The 18,668-nt window shown below is 64.1% G+C and carries 14 protein-coding genes; 8 read left to right on the top strand and 6 right to left on the bottom strand.

The annotated features are described in order from the left end of the window. Positions 1 to 80: 80 nt before the first annotated feature. From RMO01_RS17385 to RMO01_RS17405, 5 genes are all read right to left on the bottom strand, one after another. Positions 81 to 3,248: a PAS domain-containing protein gene (locus tag RMO01_RS17385; RefSeq protein WP_309630325.1), complete on the bottom strand. Its 3,168-nt coding sequence runs from the start codon at positions 3,246 to 3,248 to the stop codon at positions 81 to 83. A gap of 392 nt (positions 3,249 to 3,640) precedes the next feature. Beyond that, a complete protein-coding gene (locus RMO01_RS17390; RefSeq protein ID WP_309630326.1) occupies positions 3,641 to 4,477 on the bottom strand; it encodes a hypothetical protein in 837 nt (278 codons plus the stop codon). 2 nt (positions 4,478 to 4,479) lie between these two features. Beyond that, the gene (locus RMO01_RS17395; RefSeq protein WP_309630327.1) at positions 4,480 to 5,211 is read right to left on the bottom strand and encodes an SDR family oxidoreductase; all 732 of its coding nucleotides are present in this window, start codon (positions 5,209 to 5,211) and stop codon (positions 4,480 to 4,482) included. Next, positions 5,208 to 6,140: a 2-dehydro-3-deoxygalactonokinase gene (locus RMO01_RS17400; RefSeq protein ID WP_309630328.1), complete on the bottom strand. Its 933-nt coding sequence runs from the start codon at positions 6,138 to 6,140 to the stop codon at positions 5,208 to 5,210. The genes RMO01_RS17395 and RMO01_RS17400 overlap by 4 nt, the downstream gene beginning before the upstream one ends. Further along, complete coding sequence (locus RMO01_RS17405) at positions 6,133 to 7,389, bottom strand: MFS transporter (RefSeq protein ID WP_309630329.1); 1,257 nt, start codon at positions 7,387 to 7,389, stop codon at positions 6,133 to 6,135. The genes RMO01_RS17400 and RMO01_RS17405 overlap by 8 nt, the downstream gene beginning before the upstream one ends. Before the next feature lie 180 nt (positions 7,390 to 7,569). On the opposite strand from RMO01_RS17405, the gene RMO01_RS17410 reads away from it, so the two are divergent. The 8 genes from RMO01_RS17410 to RMO01_RS17445 all read left to right on the top strand — a co-directional run bounded on the left by RMO01_RS17410 (position 7,570) and on the right by RMO01_RS17445 (position 16,222). Next, entirely contained in the window at positions 7,570 to 8,490 is a 921-nt protein-coding gene (locus tag RMO01_RS17410) for a dihydrodipicolinate synthase family protein (RefSeq protein WP_309630330.1), read from the top strand. Beyond that, entirely contained in the window at positions 8,487 to 9,662 is a 1,176-nt protein-coding gene (locus RMO01_RS17415; protein WP_309630331.1) for a mandelate racemase/muconate lactonizing enzyme family protein, read from the top strand. Before RMO01_RS17410 ends, RMO01_RS17415 begins: the two co-directional genes overlap by 4 nt. A 32-nt stretch (positions 9,663 to 9,694) precedes the next feature. Continuing rightward, on the top strand, positions 9,695 to 10,426 hold the full coding sequence (locus RMO01_RS17420) for a helix-turn-helix domain-containing protein (protein ID WP_309630332.1): 732 nt from the start codon (positions 9,695 to 9,697) through the stop codon (positions 10,424 to 10,426). 109 nt (positions 10,427 to 10,535) lie between these two features. After that, on the top strand, positions 10,536 to 13,205 hold the full coding sequence (locus tag RMO01_RS17425; RefSeq protein WP_309630333.1) for a TonB-dependent receptor: 2,670 nt from the start codon (positions 10,536 to 10,538) through the stop codon (positions 13,203 to 13,205). 121 nt (positions 13,206 to 13,326) lie between these two features. Continuing rightward, positions 13,327 to 14,190 (top strand): 2-dehydro-3-deoxygalactonokinase, encoded by an 864-nt coding sequence (locus tag RMO01_RS17430; protein ID WP_309630334.1) that lies wholly within the window; start codon positions 13,327 to 13,329, stop codon positions 14,188 to 14,190. Beyond that, entirely contained in the window at positions 14,187 to 14,810 is a 624-nt protein-coding gene (locus RMO01_RS17435) for a 2-dehydro-3-deoxy-6-phosphogalactonate aldolase (RefSeq protein WP_309630335.1), read from the top strand. The genes RMO01_RS17430 and RMO01_RS17435 overlap by 4 nt, the downstream gene beginning before the upstream one ends. Beyond that, positions 14,807 to 15,664 (top strand): SMP-30/gluconolactonase/LRE family protein, encoded by an 858-nt coding sequence (locus tag RMO01_RS17440; protein WP_309630336.1) that lies wholly within the window; start codon positions 14,807 to 14,809, stop codon positions 15,662 to 15,664. Before RMO01_RS17435 ends, RMO01_RS17440 begins: the two co-directional genes overlap by 4 nt. Positions 15,665 to 16,015: 351 nt before the next feature. Beyond that, positions 16,016 to 16,222 (top strand): hypothetical protein, encoded by a 207-nt coding sequence (locus tag RMO01_RS17445; RefSeq protein ID WP_309630337.1) that lies wholly within the window; start codon positions 16,016 to 16,018, stop codon positions 16,220 to 16,222. A 79-nt stretch (positions 16,223 to 16,301) separates the two neighbouring features. Here the strand turns inward: RMO01_RS17445 and glf are convergent, their stop codons facing one another. Further along, the gene (gene glf, locus RMO01_RS17450; protein ID WP_309630338.1) at positions 16,302 to 18,656 is read right to left on the bottom strand and encodes a UDP-galactopyranose mutase; all 2,355 of its coding nucleotides are present in this window, start codon (positions 18,654 to 18,656) and stop codon (positions 16,302 to 16,304) included. Positions 18,657 to 18,668 lie beyond the last annotated feature (12 nt).

Below are 18,668 nucleotides of genomic sequence, written 5' to 3' on the forward strand. Positions count from 1 at the left end.
AGGCGGTTAACCTGTCAGCGCCCCCCGCGTATTTTGGAACGCGGGCCGCAGTCCCAGTCTGGCCGGCCGCGCGTGCCCGGTCATGGCGAACCGGTGAGGGCCACGAGAGCTGCGGCGAGCTCGAACTGCTTGAATGGCTTGACCAGGCGCGGGAGCTCCGGATCGATGCCTGCCTCTTCGGAATATCCCGAGACCAACAACACCGGTCCCATCCCCTCTCTTGCTGCCACTTGGCGAGCAAACTCCGTCCCGCTCATCCCGGGCATGAGATGGTCGGAAAGGATGATGGAGGGTCGAAGGCCGGCGTCGAGCCGCTCCAGCGCTTCCTCCGCCGACCCCGCTTCCACCACCTCGTAGCCGAGTTCGAAGAGCATGTTGGCCGTGCTGTCGCGCACCGCCTGTTCGTCGTCGATCAGAAGGGCGATGCCTGTCAGGCTATGTTTCACCATCGGATCAGTCCGCTCCACACGACCTTCGGCGTGACTGGCGATCGGCAGGTGGAAGGTTGCCGTCGTTCCCCGGCCCAACTCGCTTTCGACAGAGAGACGGCCCCCCAATTGGGCGGCGAGACCGTGAGCCATGGACAGACCAAGCCCCGTGCCCTGGCCGACGCCTTTGGTCGAGAAGAACGGCTCGATGGCCCGCGCAAGCGTGGCGGCGTCCATTCCGGTGCCCGTGTCCTGGATGGAAAGGCGCACAAATGGATCAGAGACGCCTGCTTCGTCGGTGACGTCAGACATGCAGCGGATCGTTATTGTGCCCCCGTCGCTCATCGCGTCGCGAGCGTTCACGGAGATGTTCAGGATCGCCATTTCGAGCTGGTGAGGATCGGCATTCACCATGGGCAGGTCGGCAGGCACGTCGACCGACAGGTGGATGCGCGGACCGCATGTGCTCTCCACAAGGTCGACCATGCCCTCCACCAGGGTCTTCAAATCCACCGCAACCGGCTGAAGCGGTTGGCGGCGGGCGAACGACAGAAGCCGTTGGACGAGGACCTTGGCGCGCTCGGCGGAGTGCAAGGCCCCTTCGATCAATCGCCGCTCACGATCGTTGCCCAGTTCGCGCCTGTGCAACATGTCGAGGCTGCCCAGGATAGGCGTCAGGAGATTGTTGAAGTCGTGGGCCACACCACCCGTAAGTTGGCCCATGCTTTCGAGCTTCTGACTCTGCTTCAAGGCCTCCTGCATTTGCTCGCGCGCGGCGATGGCCTCCAGCACACGGATTTCGAGGGTTTCGTTGAGCGCTTTCAGGTCCGACTGGCTCGCCTCAAGAGCGGATTCGGCGTTCTTGCGAGCGGTGATGTCGATCGACGATCCGATCACGCCCACGATCTCACCCGCCTCGTTTCGAAGAGGCGCCTTGGTTGAAAGCCAGACAATCGGGGCGCCATCGGGGCCCGTTACGACCTCTTCGACCTGCGTGGGGCTCCCGTCGGCCATAATCTTTTGGTCGTTCGCCATCACGGCGCGCGCCTGATCCTCGTCCTCGAGAAACTCGAGGTCGGTCTTGCCGAGATAAAAGGACGGAGCCTTGCCGATCAGCTCGGTTGTGCCGTGGTTGGCGACGAGCATGCGGCCGTCCCGGTCTTTGGCATAAACCACGCCGGGCACCGCCGCTGTGAAGCCTTCGAGAAGCACCAGTGCGCGGTCGCGCTCGGCCTCGACCGCGCGCCTCTCATCGATGTCGATAAGAACCCCGGGGAAGCGCATCGGCGAGCCGTCCGCCGCGAGTTCGACCTGGCCACTGGCCTCAAGCCACCGGTAGCCCACACCATGGCGAACGCGATACTGGGACCGATACGCGCCGCCGCGTTCGAAGGCCTCCGCGATGGTGTCGCTCAGCACGGGCATATCGTCCGGGTGGACCACCTTCGTCACCTCGTTGAAACTGATCCCGTTACGCGAGGTCTCTGGATCGAGGCCGAAAACGCCTGCAAAACGTTCATCGCCCGTGATCCGGTCGGTGGGTATATCCCAGACCCAGGTGCCGACGATCGCGCCGGCATCGAGCGCGAGTTGAACGCGTTCCGACGCCTCCTGCAGCCTGCGCTCGGCATTGAACCGCTCTGTGACGTCCCGATACAGCACGGCAAGACCGTGGATCGTGGGGTATGCCCGCACCTCCAGCCACAGGTCGTGCGTCTCGGAGTGATGTTGGTAGACGAGCTCCACCGGAACCTGGTCCCGCAACGCTCTCTCGTATGCGGCCAGCGTCGGCGCATCGCGCGCCTCAGGCCAGGCTTCCAGCAGATGCAATCCCACGATCTCCTCGGGCCGACGTCCGTCCATCCTGGCCGCTTCAGCATTGATCTGGCGTATCCGGAACTGCGGATCGAGAATGAGGAACCCTTCCGCCATGTTCTCGATCGCGGTTGCCGCCTCGGCCAGACGGACCTCGTAACGGCGGCGCTCGGTCAGATCGGCGAAAGACACTGCGAACCCATCGCCGACCTTGGCGGCCGTCAGCCGCAGGAAGACATCGACCCCTTCATGGGCGTAGCTGAGCTCGGTCACCCAGGGTTTGTCATCGTCGACGACCCGAACATAGGCGTCGAACAGCCCCTCTTCCCGGTTGCCCGGCATCTCCTCCAGCAGGCGACGTCCGATGAACCAGGCGCGCGGCTTTCCCACGATCGCCTCAGCGGCGGCGTTGGCGTAGGCCCAGCGGAAATCGACGATCGTGTCTGTCTCGTCGCGCACACTTTCGAGCACCATGAAGCCGTCGATCGACGTCTCCTGAACCGCGCGAAACCGCGCCTCGGCCTCTTTGAGCTTCTGCCCGGAAACCACTTGTTCGGTGGTTTCAACACACGCACAGAAAAAGCCCCCGACAACCCCCCGCTCGTCGCGAACCGGCGTGTAGGAAAAGGCGAAGTGGGCGTCTTCCTCATAACCTCTGCGGGTCATGGTCAGCGCGATGTCGTCCATGGCGACCGGCGAGCCGGCGTAGGCCTCGTCGACGATAGGCTGGAGACCGGCCCGTACCTCTCCCCAAACCTCCAGGAAATCGCGGCCCATGGCCGAAGGATGTTTGTTCGCCAGGATCGCGGCATAGGCGTCGTTGTAGATCAGGGTGCGCTGGGCCCCCCACACGACGAACATGGCCTGCGTCGAGCCGAGCATCACGTCGACGAGCGTCTGCACCGGCAACGGCCAGCCATCCCGCGCACCCAACGGCGTCGTTTCCCAGAGATGAGAAGCGATCAACGCTCGTGCGGGCCGGTCAGACGATATGTTTTCCAGCAAGCTGTCGTCCTCGGCGGTTCTGGCAGGTCGATGGCAGCTGTCGGTCAGATGACGATTTTGCCCTATCGCTTCTTATACCATCTACCCCGATCCCTGCCACAGATCCGGAACGTCCACATCTGGGCCGTGACCGCCAGCGGCTTTCTGTTCGCGCTGCGCCGGCGGCTTCGACCTCCTGGAGGCGAGCGGGCCCACGGCCATGCCGATCCGGTTACCGTCATGGTGGTCCTGTCAGCCCAAACCCTTCCGCACGGCCTTCCGTGCCTGTCTGCGTGAGAGCTGGGCATCATAGGCGGCTCTGAGAAAGAGCGGCCCGGAGCGGGAAGGCATTTGGACGCTTCGGAAATCCACATCGTTTAGATCGACATGACCCTCCGATGGGCGTCCGGGTTTCAAAGCGGTCCGAGGGAAAGCGACAACTGGACTTGGCGCGTGCAGCCTGGCTCAAGGCCACGAAAACCCATGCCTCCTGCTCCGGCCCAACGTGATGGCGCGGCTCCAATCACAGGCTCGAGGCAGACCAGCGGAGCGCCCGGCGGGCGGTACAGCACCCACCGGTCTGTCGAGGCGGTGAGTCGCCTTGCCGTGTGGCGATCCTCCAGCACAAGCCTCGTTCCAGAGGTGGTCAGGCTGTGGCGGGCTTGATCTACCGCCATGCGATCCGGCACCGGTAACCGAATTTTCGAGGGCTGCCCGGCCGCATCCATATCGTAACCATGACCACCGCCTCCGGCCAGCACCGCCCCCGGTGCGGCGGGGAGATACGGATGAAATCCCACGGCTGCCGGCATGGGAGTCACGTCAGTGTTGACGACCCTCAGAAGCTGGCCAAGCTTGCCTTGCACCAAGTCGATCTTGAGCGTGGCCTCGAAGGACCAAGGCCAGCCGCGTAGCCCTTTGGGGTGCGAATACGACAGCTCCAGGCTGCTGGTCGACTGAACATCCGTCCGCCACGGCGCTTTCCATCCGAACCCGTGAGCGACCCCGCCATCGGCAAGGTTAGGGGCAAGGGTCACACGCCGCCCATTCCATTCGAAGGTACGGTCCGGAATTCGGCCCCAGAACGGCACCATTGGAAAACAGCCCATGGACTGAGGCAAACCCTCTGGATCGTGCCCCCGGCGCAACACCTCGACGCCATCGGGGTTATCGAAGCCGAGTATGGCCGCGCCGTTCGCCGGCGCCACCGCCGCCGTCCAGCCTCTGCAGGATAATGTGAAGACCTGCATCATCAACGCCGGGCGTTCGATGCTCCGCCGTCAACGCCAAAGACGGCACCGGTGATCCAAGCACTGCGACCGGACACGAGAAATAGCACCAGTTCTGCAACGTCGTCCGGCGTCCCGAGGCGCCCTAGGGGGTGGCGGGCGATGTTGGCTTGCCTCGCGGCTGCGGGATCGGCTTTCAGATCGAACGATTGCTGCAGCATCGGGGTGTCGATCGAGGCGGGTGCTACCGCGTTGACCCGGACGCCCGCTGGGGCGAGTTCCATCGACAGCGTCCTGCACAGGGTCTCCAGCCCGCCCTTCGAGGCGGCGTAGGCGGACAGGCCCGCAGCGCCGAACGCCGCGTTTATCGAGGTGATGAAAACGATGGCGCCACGGGCTGCGATGAGATCGGCGGCCAATCCTTGCGTGAGCCGGACGGCTCCGCCAACGTTGACGTCATAGACCCGGACAAAGGCTTCCGGCGATGAGTCGAGCGTGGTTGCGTGCTCCGTAGCCGCCGCGGCATGAACAAGAGCCGAAACGGGTCCAAGTGTGCGTTTCACCCGCTCCAGCGAGGCCTCCACCGACCTCGTGTCCGCCAGATCGACCAGCACGTCCAGGTCCGCGTTCTCCGAAGGCTGGCGGTCCAGCGAGGCGACCAGATAGCCCTCGCGCTGGAGCGACCGGCAAATCGCCCGACCGATGCCGCCGGCGCCGCCGCTGACGACAGCGACCTTTGAACCGGTGACGGTCATGCGGCCTGAACCTGATGTCGGCGGGCTTCGGTCCAGAGGCGACGCAGGCCGCGGGCTGCCAGATCATCGGCATCAGCGATGCTGACGGCGACCTGGAGGTGCATCAAGGCCGCTCTGTAGAGGGCGGCGACCGACGGGGTTCCGGCCACAGTGACCAGCACGTCGCCAAGCGCTTGACGCAGTTTCGGCAGGGCATCGCCAAGGTCGGCCCCGATTAGCAGCCCCCACGCCGCGTCTCCCGCCTCCGCCGCAGTCAGATCTCCGGCCACGACTGCGCTGCGCAATACGAACGCGGCCCGGGGAAGGCCGTGGCCGGCGAGGCCTCGCTCGAGGCCCCCGAAAAACGCCGGCCCAACTCGTCCGTCGGGCGTCCAGCCCCGTCCGACAATACTGTGCTGGGCCAGCAACTGGCGGAGTTCGACGGTCATCGCGGTATGGAAGCTCTGTATGACACCCGCATCGCAGACGATCCATTTGCCGTGGCGCCCTGGCACACTGAGGAGAACGCCGGGGCCTGACTGGCGATCGATGAGGCCGAGCGCGGCGGCCTCCTCTCCACGCAGGACGTCCGGATCACCAAACAGGGATAAGCACCTCAACCCACGGCTGACCCCGAGGTCGACGCCCGCGAAGCTCTGGAAGACCAGATCGGTACCAAGCTGTTCCGGCGTCGCGGGACAAATTGTGCGGAGCCAGGGCGCGTCACCCTCAAAAATTGCGGCGCCCATCCCGCAGAGCACACCCGTACGAACGGGAACGGGGCCACGATCAAGAACGCTTTTGAGCCTGACCTCGGCAGTTGGTCGATCCCGGGGATCGAGAGCAAACGTCTCGCCGATCGTTGCAAGACGGTGGCCGTCCGGGGCGATCCAGTGGGCCCGAAGAGCAGCGAGACCCCACTCGAGGCCAAGGATGATTTCGTCAGACATGTGCGACAGCGTCTCCACGACGCGGGATGACGGCTGTTGCGGCCAGGGCCAGTCCCAAGGGGTAAAGGCAGGCCATGACCAAGAAGAGGATATGGTAATCCGCCACCGAGACGAGGCGACCGACAAGTCCCGTCGACAGCATGCCGCCCAGCCCGCTGCCGGCCGCAATCAGACCGAACGCCGTCGCAACACGCGGCTGGGGCTGTTGATCCACGACCAGCGATGTCAGGTTGACTTGCCAGACCAGATGGCAGAACGCGACGACTCCCGCGAGCCCCAGAGTGATGCCGATGGCTGGGCTTAGCGAAATGAAGGCGCCGAGGGGCGCTATCAGCGCCGCTCCGGCCATGACAGCCATGCGAGCCCGGTCTGGAGCCCAGCCGCGCTTGATCAGGCGTCCAGACGCAAAGCCCCCTGTCAGACTGCCCGCGTCGGCAGCCAGATAGACGATCCACGCCAGTTGAGCGATGAGCAACAGGCCCATGCCGCGATCGTCCGACAGGTATTTTGGAAACCAGAAAAGGTAGAAATACCAGACTGGATCGGTCAGGAACCGCGCGCCCACAAGGGCCCAAACGCGCCGGTCCGAAACGACCAGTTTCCAGACTTGAAGTTCTGACGGCGCGGCTTCGGAGGCTTCGGGTGGAGCCGGTGGAGACCGTCGATAAATTGCGAGCCACGCCGCAAGCCACACGAAGCCCAGGGCCCCCGTAACCACAAACGCTGCACGCCAGCCGTGCGCGAGCGCCAGCCATCCGATCAGCGGGGGCGAGATCGTGGCGCCGACCATTGCGCCGGCTGTATAAACTCCAACGCCTATAGCCCTCTCCTTGGGTGCGAACCATTCCGAGACAGCCTTGGGGGCCGCCGTATAGTTGCCGGCCTCGCCCAGACCGAGGGCAAACCTCGCGGCCCAGAGCTGGGACATATTGGTCACGAAGCCGGTCGCCATGTTGGCGATGGACCACCAGCCTACAAACAGCGCCAGACTGATCTTTGAACCCAACCGGTCGGTCAGCCGGCCGACGACGAGATAGGCCAGGGTGTAGGCGATCAGAAAACCTTGGACGACGCCGGCATAGTCCATATCCGACATCTTCAGATCGGCCTGGACCGTCGTCGCAAGCAGCGACAAGGTCTGCCGATCGACGTAGTTGAGCACCGTCGAGAAAAACAGGAGACCGAGGATCCACCAGCGCAGCCGGTCGCCTCCGTGCGCCTTGTCCGATGACTGCGTCTCGGTTTCCATGACCCTGCGACCTCCCCGTCAAAAATGTACCGGCATCAGCAACGTCCGGCGCAAGCCAACTCGGGTCTTCCGCCCGATTTCCGTCTTAATAGTGCATGGCAACTTGACACGGCGGCAACAGAACGCAAGGAAGCATTGCTACATTAGCAGCGTTTTTGCGCTGAAGAACTGAGGTCGAGGATGTCTGGCGTCTTGCGCGGTGTATTTCCGGTTTTGCCGACCATCTTTGACGGAGCGGGCGAGGTCGATACGCGCTCGACGTTGGACGTGCTGGAGTTCACGCTGGATGCCGGGGTGGATGGCGTGGTGTTTCCCGGTCTGGCCAGCGAGTACGATCATCTGACGCTCGACGAACGATTGAGCCTGATCAAGGCCATTGGATCAGTCGCTCGCGGACGGACGACATTCATCGTCGGGGCGGGCTCGATATCGACCGACGAGACCGTGTCGCTCGCCAGAGCGGGCATCGCTGCCGGGGCATCGGCCGCCATGGTGATGACCCCCCACCGACTGGATGGTGACTTGCAGGGCCTGGTCGACTTTTACACCGCACTGGCCGAGGCCGCCCCCCTCGATATCCTGCTCCAGAATGCCCCGCGGCCGATGGGGCTCGGACTCGATGTCGAGGCCCTCGTCGACATCCTCCGCAAAGCGCCAGCGGTGACCCACCTCAAGGAAGAAACCGTTCCCTGTGGCCCGCGCATCAGTCAGCTTCTGACGTTGGCGCCCGGTTTGGCGGGGGTTTTCGGCGGGGCTGGCGGCCGCCACATCATTGACGAACTGACGCGGGGCGCGGTTGGCACCATGCCGGCTTCCGAACTTGCTGACACCCACGTCGCTCTCGTGGCGGCCTTCCATGCGGGCGACATATCCGCCGCTCGGGGCTACTACGAAAGGATGATGCCCATCCTGATGATGCAATCCGTTTACCGGTGGAGATTGACCAAGGCTGTCCTCGCGATGCGCGGTGTCATCTGCAGCGAGTTCACCCGGGCCCCGGGGCCTTCACTTGACCTACATGACCGTGAGGAAATGAAGGCGTGGCTGGCCCGGCTGGGTCATGTCGTTCGCGAGCCTCAAGCGACAGCAGCGGTCGGATGAGCCTGCGAAAGGGGATCGCCAGGCTGGAGCCATTTCTGGTCCGCCGAGCGCGTGACACCCCCTACCTCGGCCCGTTGGGTCCGGGCGATCGGGTCGATCCTCGAGGGTACATCGTCAGGGGTGCGAACAGGACGATCTACCCGGTCGAGGACCGGTCTGTCGTATTGCGCGTAACGACCCATGACGGAGCCGTCGGCTGGGGGGAGACCTATGGTCTGATCGCGCCCCGGGTGATTGCAGAATTGATCCGTGAAGTCATCGCACCCGGCGTGATCGACCGGGACCCCCATGATGTCGAGGTGCTCTGGGAGGACCTCTACGATCTCATGCGGGTACGGGGCTATATCGGCGGCTATTATCTCGATGCTATCGCCGCACTGGATATCGCGCTCTGGGACCTGCGCGGACGAATGACGGGCCTGCCTCTGCACAAACTTCTGGGCGGCGCGAGGCGCGACCGGGTGCCTGCCTATGCCTCGGGCCTGCCGCGCGCGACGCTGGCGGAACGCGTCAGCCTGGCGCGAGACCTGGTCGCTGGCGGATGCCGGGCCATCAAGTTCGCCGGGGTCGTCAGTCATGACGGGATCGAGGCCGAGGCGCGGGCCTTGCGCGAGGCCCTCGGGCCCGACGTCGGACTGATGGTTGATCTCCACTGGATGTTCGACCGCGGGCAGGCTTCCGCCCTGCTCCAGCGCCTCGAGCCGATTGGCCTTATCTTCGCGGAGGCTCCCTGCAAGACCGAGGACATCGAAGGCTGGGCCTGGACTGCACGCCAGACGCGAACCCCCATCGCCGGTGGCGAGGAGTGGCGCACGGTTCATGATGCGAAGCCACGATTGCAGGCGGGAGCCGTCAGCGTCGTACAGCCAGAGATGGGGCATACGGGCGTGACCCAATTCATGCGAATCTCGAGGTTGGCCGAGAGTTTTCACACCCCGGTCATCCCTCACGCCACGATCGGCGCCGGAGTCTTCCTGAGCGCCAGCCTGCAGGCCTCTGCGGCGCTTCAGGGGGTGGAGATGCATGAGTACCAGCATTCGATTGTAGACGCTGTGGCCGATCTCTGGACCGGTGCGCCGCAGTGCGTCCTTGGAGAGTTTATCGTCAATCAGGGTCCCGGGTTGGGTCTCGAACCCACGGATCGCCTGATCGCGGCGTTGGAGCCCCTCTAGACACCGCGCGGTCATTGGCCGACCTAGGCGTCATGCGCAGTCGTCCGAACGCCCAACCGAACCAGAGCCTGATCGACGGGATCATCACGCTCCAGGCGCTTGCCACCTCTCCTGAGCCAATCGGGTGCCGTGAGCTGGCCCGAAGGCTGGGATTCGAGCCCACACGAGTCAATCGATTGCTCAAGACGCTGGCCTACCTCGGGATCGCGCGCCAGACAGCGAACCGGAAATACACAGGCGGACCCGGAATGCATGTTCTGGCCGCCCAAGCCCTGTTTGCTTCAGGCCTCGTGCGCCGTGCCGTGCCCGCGCTGGAGGAGTTGCGGCGCTTCGGCCATACCGTGGCCATGGGCGTGCTGTGGCGCGACAGCGTAAGCTATCTGTATCATGCCCCTCCCGGAGTTCAAACTTCGGACGCACTGGGGCGTATCGGTCTCTATCCGGCTTCCACGGGCGGGATCGGCATGGCGCTGCTGGCCCAGTTGGACGATGCCCACGTTCGCGAGACCTACGAGGGACATGAGATTCCCCACTTCGCGAGCGTCGAAATGTTGCTCTCAGAGATACATTTGACCCGGGAGCGCGGGTTCGCGCGGGTTCGTGTCAGGGAGGACACGGACCAGCATACGGTCGCGGTCCCCGTGGGAACGCCAACCCATAGCGCGATTGGTGTTTACGGCTGGATACCCGAAGCGGCGGTGCCGGAAATCGTCGAAGCCCTTCGTCATGCCGCCGCCAGGATCGAGGCGTTCGACTCGCCCTGACGCCGCTTGCACAGCTTGACTTGTCGCTATTGTTGCAACAATCTTCCGCTCCAAGCCGTGGGCTGCGGGTGAAACGCTCGCTGACCGAAACGGCGCAAGGGAGGATGAGATGAGGGGAACTCTGTTCGCAGGGGTGTGCGGGGCCGCGCTTGCACTGGTCGTCGCGGATGCCGCGTTGGCTCAGGATGCGGCTGCTCCGGCACAGGACGCGCAAGAGGCTGCGCAGGTCGATGAGATCATCGTCACCGGCATCCGGCAGAGTCTGCAGGCGGCACGCGACATCAAGCGTTCGAGTGACCAGTTCGTAGACGCGATCGTCGCCGACGATATCGGCAAGCTTCCCGATACCAACGTCGCAGAGTCCCTCGCCCGCGTGTCTGGCGTTCAGGTCGAGCGCGGCATCGGCGAGGGTACCGATATCTCGGTTCGGGGATTGCGTGAAAACGTCATCCTCTACAACGGCCGTCAGATTGTGGATGCAACCGGGCGCGGCGGCAACGGACTGGACCAACTGGGGGGTTCAACCTACGGCTTGTTGGGTCTTGTTCCCTCCGAGCTGATCGCCCGGCTGGAAGTGACCAAACTGGCCGGAGCCGACCAGATTGCCGGGGCCCTCGGCGGCATCGTCGACATTCGGACACGGCTGCCGCTGGCTTCCGGAGGCACGCAGGTCGCCCTGAGTGCTGGGGTCAGCTACGACCAGCTTGCGGAGGGCACAGGTTACGAGCTGTTCGGCCTGATCTCGGACACTTTCGCCGAAGACACGCTCGGCCTGCTCCTGACCGCGTCCTACTCTGATCGGGCCATTTCGCAGCAGGGGCTGGATACCTTCTCGGGCTATGCTCGCTACACCGACACGACGGTCACCCCGTCACGCATCCGTTTCGGTAACGCCGATGTGCGGGCGCAGGAGATCGAGGAACAGCGCCAGAAGCTGGGCTTCAGCGCGGTGGCCCAATGGCGGCCGCGCGACGGCGTGGAATTCACGGTCGACACCTTCTATACGAAACTAGAGTCCGATCGTGACCGGTACTGGCTTTCCTTCACGCCGACCGGTGGGCTGACGAACGCGACCTATTCCAGCAACGACATCCTGCTCTCAGGTCGCGCGGCCGGCGCTGTGCTCTCGAACACCGAGTTCGCCGATGTCAGCTCGGAAGTCTGGTCCTCGGCCGTGCGCGGAAGCTTCGATATAAGCGATTCACTGTCAGGCTCGGCAGAGATTTCTTACGGGATTTCGCAATCCGAGTTCCGCCAGCTGTATTTCCGCCTGCAGCCGATCGCCACGATCACACCAACGATCAACTTCGACTTCACGGATGGCGATTATGGTAGCTTCACCATCGGTGGCATCGATCTGACGGATCCGGCCCAACTGCGGTTTACGATCCTGTTTGACCAGCTTTTCCGGGCTGAAACAGAAACCCTGGCGGCGCGCACGGACTGGACCCTGGATGTCGACAACGGCTTTCTCTCGTCACTGCAGGCTGGACTGAGAATCAATCGCCTCGATTCAACCCAGAATCCATTGCGTGCGGACATCAGGCCCGTCGGCGGCATCGTGGCCAGCCAACTGAGTTCGTTTGTGAACGCGCGAAACAATGCAGATTTTATGGATGGCGAGTTCGCCGGTCTGCCTCGTCGCTTCCTGGTTGCGTCGGAAGGGACGCTAACAGGCTGCGGAGCGTTCACCAGCTTCGCCTCTGTTTCGCAGAACAGCCAGTGCCTGAACCCTGCGACGACCGTGAACTCGATCGCCGGCAACTTCAGCATTGAGGAACAGTTCACCGATGGCTACGGCAAGGTGAATTTCGATGGCGCGTTGGGATCTGCGCCACTCTCTGGAAACCTCGGGCTGCGCTATGTTCGTCGAGAGCTGACCTCAATCGGCAACGTTCTCAGCGGTACGGGCGCGGCGACTGCCGCACGCTTCGAACGGACGGACGAGGAGTTCCTCCCGTCAGCAGTGGCCAAGCTGGAACTGGGCGAAAACTGGTTGCTGAGAGCTGGCGCCGCCCGCGTTGTCGCCTTCCCCAACACAGAGGATCTGAACAACGGCGTCACGCTTGCCAACAACGCTGTTTTTGTCGCCGGGGTTCAGACGACGCCGGGAACGGGCTCCGGCGGCTCGCCTGACCTTGACCCGTTCGCAGCGACCCAGGCTGACCTGTCGCTCGAGTGGTATTTCGCGCCCGAAGCCATGATGTCGGCAGGCCTGTTCTACAAGGATGTCTCCAGCTTCATCGTCCAGCGACAGAGTGCCGAGAGCTATGCCGGGACCAACTATCTGATCAACCGAAAGGTCAATGGCGACGGAGCCACCATCCAGGGCCTCGAATTGCTCGGCCAGCTTCCGCTGTCGACCATCCTCCCGGCGCTCGACGGCTTCGGGGTCGTTGCGACCTACTCGTTCATCGACTCCGAGACGCCGATCGCCGACATCACTGGCCGGACGCTCACGTTCCCGGGACTTTCGAAGAACAACATCAACCTGGTCGGCTACTATGAACAGGGGCCGGTCAGTTTCCGCCTCGCCTACAACTGGCGCGACGAATATCTGGTCGCTTTGTCCGTGGCGAACACAGGCGTGTTCAACGACACCTACAAGGATCTTTCGGCGACCTTCCGCTACGATTTCACAGATGCAGTCTCCCTGACCGTGGAAGGCAATAATCTGATGAACAGCCAGCAGCGGACCTTCGACGCCGTGCCTGAGGCGCTGCGGACCAATGTGATCTACGGGCGGATCTTCAAGGCCACCCTGAGCGCCAGGTTCTGAGGTCCTTGGCGCCGATGTCTCACCGCAGCGCTTTCCCGGCCCTTCGGATACTCGCCCGGGCATCTTGCCCGGGCGTTTTCTTTTGTGGGAGCCGCGAACCCAACCGGCCTCGGGCCCGACCGTGATCGCCGTCGACTGGGGCAGCACCCACCTCCGGGGTTGGCGTCTCGACGCGCAGGGCGCTGTGGCGGATGAGCGTGACGCCCTCGTGGCCCAGTTGCCGGGCGTCGGCTTCGAGGCGAGGTTGTCCGGCCTGATAGAGGGCTGGCCCACCGACGCACCGATCCTTGCCTGCGGCATGATCGGTGCGCGCCACGGCTGGGTTGAAGCCCCTTACGTCGACCTGCCGTCAGGTCTGGGCCGCTTGGTCGCCGGCCTCGTCCGCGCGCCCTCGCGCCGCAGTGTGACGGTCGTTCCGGGTCTAGCCAAACGGGGCGCGGCGGGACGGCTCATCGACGTGATGCGCGGCGAGGAGACCCTTGCAATCGGCGCTGACATACTCCCGGGCGAGGTCGCCCTGTGTCCCGGAACCCATTCCAAATGGATCCTGGCCGGGCCCTCCGGCCTGGAGGATTTCGCCACCTTCATGACCGGCGAAGCCTTTGGTCTTCTGGCCCGGCACTCGGTGTTGTCCCAGTCCCTCGGCGAGGCCCGCGCGCAACCCGGAGCCGCGTTCCGTTCAGGCGTCAGCGACGCCCTGGCTACGCCGGCCCTAATCCAGCAGCTGTTCTCGATCCGCGTCGCACACCTCGACGGGATGCAGCCTGCCGACGCTGCCTCGCGGCTATCCGGCCTGCTGATCGGCGCCGAGATCAGTGCGGCGAGAGCCGCGTTCGGCGAACGACCGCTCGTACTGGTTGCGGACGGCCCGATGGCCGCACTTTATTCCGCAGCCCTGTCCGAGGCAGGGCTGAACCTGTCCCGCTGCGTCCCCGCCTCGGTCGCAGCCGTCCGCGGCCTGTCCCGGATCTGGAGCCACCGATGACCATAGACCCGTACGATTTGCCGCCGCTGATCGCCATCCTGCGAGGGATCACGGCTCCCGAGATCGACGGCATTGCCGACGCCCTGTTCGAGGCTGGGTTTCGCGCGGCAGAGGTTCCGTTGAACTCGCCTGATCCGCTGGCCAGTATAGCAAGGCTTGCCGATCGCATGGCGGGACGGATGCTCGTCGGTGTCGGCACCGTCCTTACACCCCAGGCCGTAACGTCCGCCCATGATGCGGGCGCGCGCCTGATCATCTCCCCCAACTGCGACGCCGCCGTGATTGCACGCGCGCGCGATCTCGGAGCCGTATCGCTTCCGGGTATAATGACGCCGACGGAGGCCTTCCAGGCGCTGTCGGCCGGAGCCTCGGGGTTGAAGCTCTATCCGGCCGATGTCGTGGGTGTATCCGGGTTCAAGGCTCTGAGCGCTGTCTTGCCTGCCTTCACGCCCGTCTATGCTGTCGGCGGAATCGATGTGTCCCGGCTTGCCGGGTGGCGATCGGCAGGAGCCGCAGGTGTGGGAATAGGGGCCACGCTCTATCGCCCAGGCGATAGCCCTTCGGTCGTTTCGGCCCGCGCGCAGGCGTTGGTCGCCGCCTGGACTGCAGCCGTCGAATGATTACAGGCCCGGTGGAGGTCGTTAAGGTTGACAATGCCCTTGGCGAAAGCATCGTTTGGGATTCGAGATGCAACAGTTTCTGGTGGACGGATACCCGCCAGGCCGTCGTCCTGCGCCTTGACTGGTCAACCCGCGAGGTTACGCGCTACCCGACCGGTCGCCCGGTCTATTCACTCGCCCTGACCAAAGATCCGGAATGGCTGCTCGTCGCGGCCGCGCGCGAAATCGGATTGTTCCGGCCCCTGGAGGGCCACCATGTGTTCGTGGCGGCCCCTGACATGGCCTCGGGCCTCAGGTTGAACGATGGGAAGGTGGATCCGTGGGGGCGGTTCGTCGTCGGGGAGTTGTCGACTGCGGCCGACGGACCTCCTGCAAGCGTCTTCCGGCTGGAGGCCTCCGGGGCGCTCACGCGTCTTGCTTCAGGTCTTTCAGCGGTCAATGGTTTGGCTTTCGATGTTGGGACAAGCACCGCCTACGTCTCTGACAGCCGGTTGGGATCGATCTGGCGGACTCCTTACCCACGGACGGCGCAGGTCTTCCAACTCGAGAGTCCGTTTCAGACTGCCGGGAGCCTAAGCCGGCCCGACGGCGCGTGTGTCGACAGCGCCGGCGTCCTCTGGTCCAGCCAGTACGGAGACGGAACGCTCCGGGCCTTTGGGCGGGACGGTTCCTCGCTGAAGGCCGTCTCTCTTGCAACGCAGCATGCGACCTGCTGCGCCTTCGGTGGCCCTGATCTCAACTGGCTCGCAGTAACAACGGCTTCAGGCGGCCAGCAGGCGGATGCACATCTCCATCTGTTGAAAACCGATCGCTGCGGCCACGGACCAGCCTTATGGGCCGGAATGGGCGTCTAAAATAATGACGGCTCGCAGCTTGCTGCCGGCAGTCCAACGATAGTGCTGTCAGTCCGGGAAGTGGCGGTTACGTTTCGCGAAATGCCGCAAACCCGGTTCATCCGACGGGCCGCAGGATCGCTGACCTGGTGATCGGTGTTTTACTGGGGCGGGTCAGGATCGCGCCATGTTCACGCGCAACAGGAAGCTTATGTAGACCGTCCGCGTCGCCGGGCCCAACCCAGGTCTCGCCACGCTGATGCTCGAACAGTTCAGAGGCCCCCAAGGCCATTTTGACTTTCAATGGCGTGGAACAGGGTCGTATCGGCGCCAGGCGCGTTTGTTGCTGACCTCCAAAGAAAGAATGCACCGATGGCCGCTGTCCCCTCTCATCCGAACGAAGACGGAACCTGGACGCGGCTCGAGGGCGTCGACGGCGTGGCCCTTTGGCAGCGCGAACGCACCACCTTCGCGCCCATCACCATGTACTACGTGATTGCACCACCCCGGCAGACCGAGATCCTCTATGATCCGGTCAAGGCGCGCGACCGGTATGAGGGTCTCACCACCGCTCGATAGCTTCGACGCTGACATTGAAAAGCCCGCCGCGAGACACGCGGCGGGCTTTTCCTTGCTCGGTTCGACGGCTTGGCAGCCCCTAGAGGGTGGCCGCCACGGCGCCGTTTTCGAGCCCTTTCGAAACGGCAGGAACGACACGGGCCATCTTGCGATAGGTCGCCAGCGCCTGACCCACGACCTGGTCCATATTGTAGTAACGGTAGGTCGCCAGTCGCCCGGCGAACACAACGTCGGTGCGACCAGCCGCCAGGGCCTCGTACTGCTTGAACAGCGCCTGGTTCTCCGGCCTGGGGATCGGGTAGTAGGGGTCGCCCTCGGCCGTCGGGTACTCGAAAGTGACGCTGGTCTTCGGATGAACCTGACCGGTCAGGTGTTTGTATTCGGTGACCCGGGTATAGAGCGTCGCCTCGTCCGGGGAGTTGACCGTCGCCACCGACTGGAACTGCTCCTGGTCCAGGGTCTCGTGCTGGAAGCGCAGCGAGCGGTAGGGCAGGGGCCCGTGGCAGTGGTCGAAGAACTCGTCGATCGGACCGGTGTAGATCAGCTGGTCGAAGGTGATCTCGTCGACGATGTCACGATAGTCGACGCCGGTCTCGACGCGGATGTTCTCGTGATCAAGCATCCGCGCGAACATCCTGGTGTAGCCCTCCAGCGGCATGGCCTGGAAGGTGTCGGTGAAATAGCGGTCGTCGGTGTTGGTCCGCGTCGGCACGCGCGAGGTGACCGACTTGTCGAGCTCGGACGGGTCGAGTCCCCACTGCTTGCGGGTATAGCCTTGGAAGAAGGTTTCGTAGAGCTCGCGGCCCACGGCCGAGACGACGACGTCCTCGCTGGTCCGCACTTTTTCGACAGGCTCGGCGCGGGCGGCCAGGAACTCAGCGGCGGCCTCATCGGTCTGTAAATCCAGATCGTACAACTGGTTGAGCGTCGTGCGGTTGATCGGCATCGGCACCAGCTTGTCGCCGACCTCGGCCAGCACCCGGTGTTCATAGGGCCGCCAGCGGGTGAACCGAGACAGATAGGCGAACACGTCGGCCGAGTTCGTATGGAAGATGTGCGGTCCATATTCATGGATCAGCACGCCGGCGTCGTCCAGTCGGTCGTAGGCGTTCCCGCCGATGTGAGGACGGCGATCGACGACCAGCACCGAGAGGCCGGCATCCGATGCCAGCCGTTCGGCCAGAACGGCGCCGGCGAACCCGGCTCCGACCACCAGGGCGTCATAGTGGGTCATCCGGGCGCCACGCGGCCTTCGCGACGGCACGGCGGTCTTACGGGCGTTCGCGGCGCGATCCACCAGAGTGTTCATGCGGATCTGGGTCCGATCCCACGACAGGTCGGCGAGCGCAGCATCTGCGTCCGCCAGCCAAGAGCCGGTCGGATCGGCAGCGAGGCATAGGGCGGCGTCGCAGGCTTCGACGAAGGCCTCGGCATCGGCCGCGATGGCGACCGCTTCCAGCGCGCCGTAATGGCGCACGACGTCCCGGATCGGGGTGGAGACCACCGGGCGGCCACCGGCGAGATATTCCGGGGTCTTGGTCGGGCTGATGAACTGGGTCGAATCGTTAATTGCGAACGGCATCAGGGCGACGTGCCAGCGACCGAGCTCGGCGGGCAGTTGATCGTAGGACCGTGCGCCCAGATACTCGATATTGGCCCGGCGGGGCAGCTCGTCCTCCGAGATCTTCACCACGGGACCGACCATGACGATCGTCCAGTCCGGCCTCGCGTCGGCGACGGCGGCGATCATTTCGAGGTCCATCCGCTCGTCGATTACGCCGTAGAAGCCGAGCGTCGGCGTGGTGTCTGTCGCAATCGCGCGAGCCTTTGCGAAGTGCGCCCGGTCTACACTCGACGGGAAGGGGTGGATGTTGGCGTGCAGATGCCCCTTGGCCTCGTAGAGGCTGTAACCACCGGTGAAGACCACGTCGGCCGTGGCGATCAGCTCCTGTTCCAGTGGGCGCAGTTCGGGCGGCGCGAAGCGGAAGTTGGCCAACTCGTCCATGCAGTCATAGATGACCGCCGCCGCCTGCAGATGCCGCGAGAGCGGCAGCATCATCGGCGTATAGTACCAGAGCACCGGGTGAACCACGGACTGTTCGGCCAGCAGGCCGTCCAGCAGCGACTTCAGCGTCGGGGCCTTTTCGCCCTCGGGGAGGCCGAGCGGCAGACGCGGAGTCGCGATGATCACGCCGCTCATCGGACAGACGCGCGTCTGGATCCACGCCACGTCGCCGTCGTCGGGCAGGGGTTCCTCGAAATAGATGACGGTACGCGACTGGGCGAAACGCGTCATCAGATGCTGCGGTCGCTGGAAGACGAAGTCCCAACGCAGGTGAGAGAAACAGACCACAGGGTCGCGAGCGCCCGCACGGGCCAGCTCTACAACGGTGGAATCGGGCAGGGACTTATGTTCAGCAATGATCGTCGTCACGGGCGTTCCTTC

Source organism: Brevundimonas sp. (assembly GCF_031412435.1).
In the GTDB taxonomy this organism is placed as follows: domain Bacteria; phylum Pseudomonadota; class Alphaproteobacteria; order Caulobacterales; family Caulobacteraceae; genus Brevundimonas.

Coding starts and splice junctions, on each gene's coding strand:
- RMO01_RS17440 (WP_309630336.1), top strand. CDS start 14,807: ATGATTACAGGCCCGGTGGAGGTCGTTAAGGTTGACAATGCCCTTGGC.
- RMO01_RS17410 (WP_309630330.1), top strand. CDS start 7,570: ATGTCTGGCGTCTTGCGCGGTGTATTTCCGGTTTTGCCGACCATCTTT.
- RMO01_RS17390 (WP_309630326.1), bottom strand. CDS start 4,477: ATGCAGGTCTTCACATTATCCTGCAGAGGCTGGACGGCGGCGGTGGCG.
- RMO01_RS17415 (WP_309630331.1), top strand. CDS start 8,487: ATGAGCCTGCGAAAGGGGATCGCCAGGCTGGAGCCATTTCTGGTCCGC.
- RMO01_RS17425 (WP_309630333.1), top strand. CDS start 10,536: ATGAGGGGAACTCTGTTCGCAGGGGTGTGCGGGGCCGCGCTTGCACTG.
- RMO01_RS17405 (WP_309630329.1), bottom strand. CDS start 7,389: ATGGAAACCGAGACGCAGTCATCGGACAAGGCGCACGGAGGCGACCGG.
- RMO01_RS17445 (WP_309630337.1), top strand. CDS start 16,016: ATGGCCGCTGTCCCCTCTCATCCGAACGAAGACGGAACCTGGACGCGG.
- RMO01_RS17400 (WP_309630328.1), bottom strand. CDS start 6,140: ATGTCTGACGAAATCATCCTTGGCCTCGAGTGGGGTCTCGCTGCTCTT.
- RMO01_RS17435 (WP_309630335.1), top strand. CDS start 14,187: ATGACCATAGACCCGTACGATTTGCCGCCGCTGATCGCCATCCTGCGA.
- RMO01_RS17395 (WP_309630327.1), bottom strand. CDS start 5,211: ATGACCGTCACCGGTTCAAAGGTCGCTGTCGTCAGCGGCGGCGCCGGC.
- RMO01_RS17420 (WP_309630332.1), top strand. CDS start 9,695: ATGCGCAGTCGTCCGAACGCCCAACCGAACCAGAGCCTGATCGACGGG.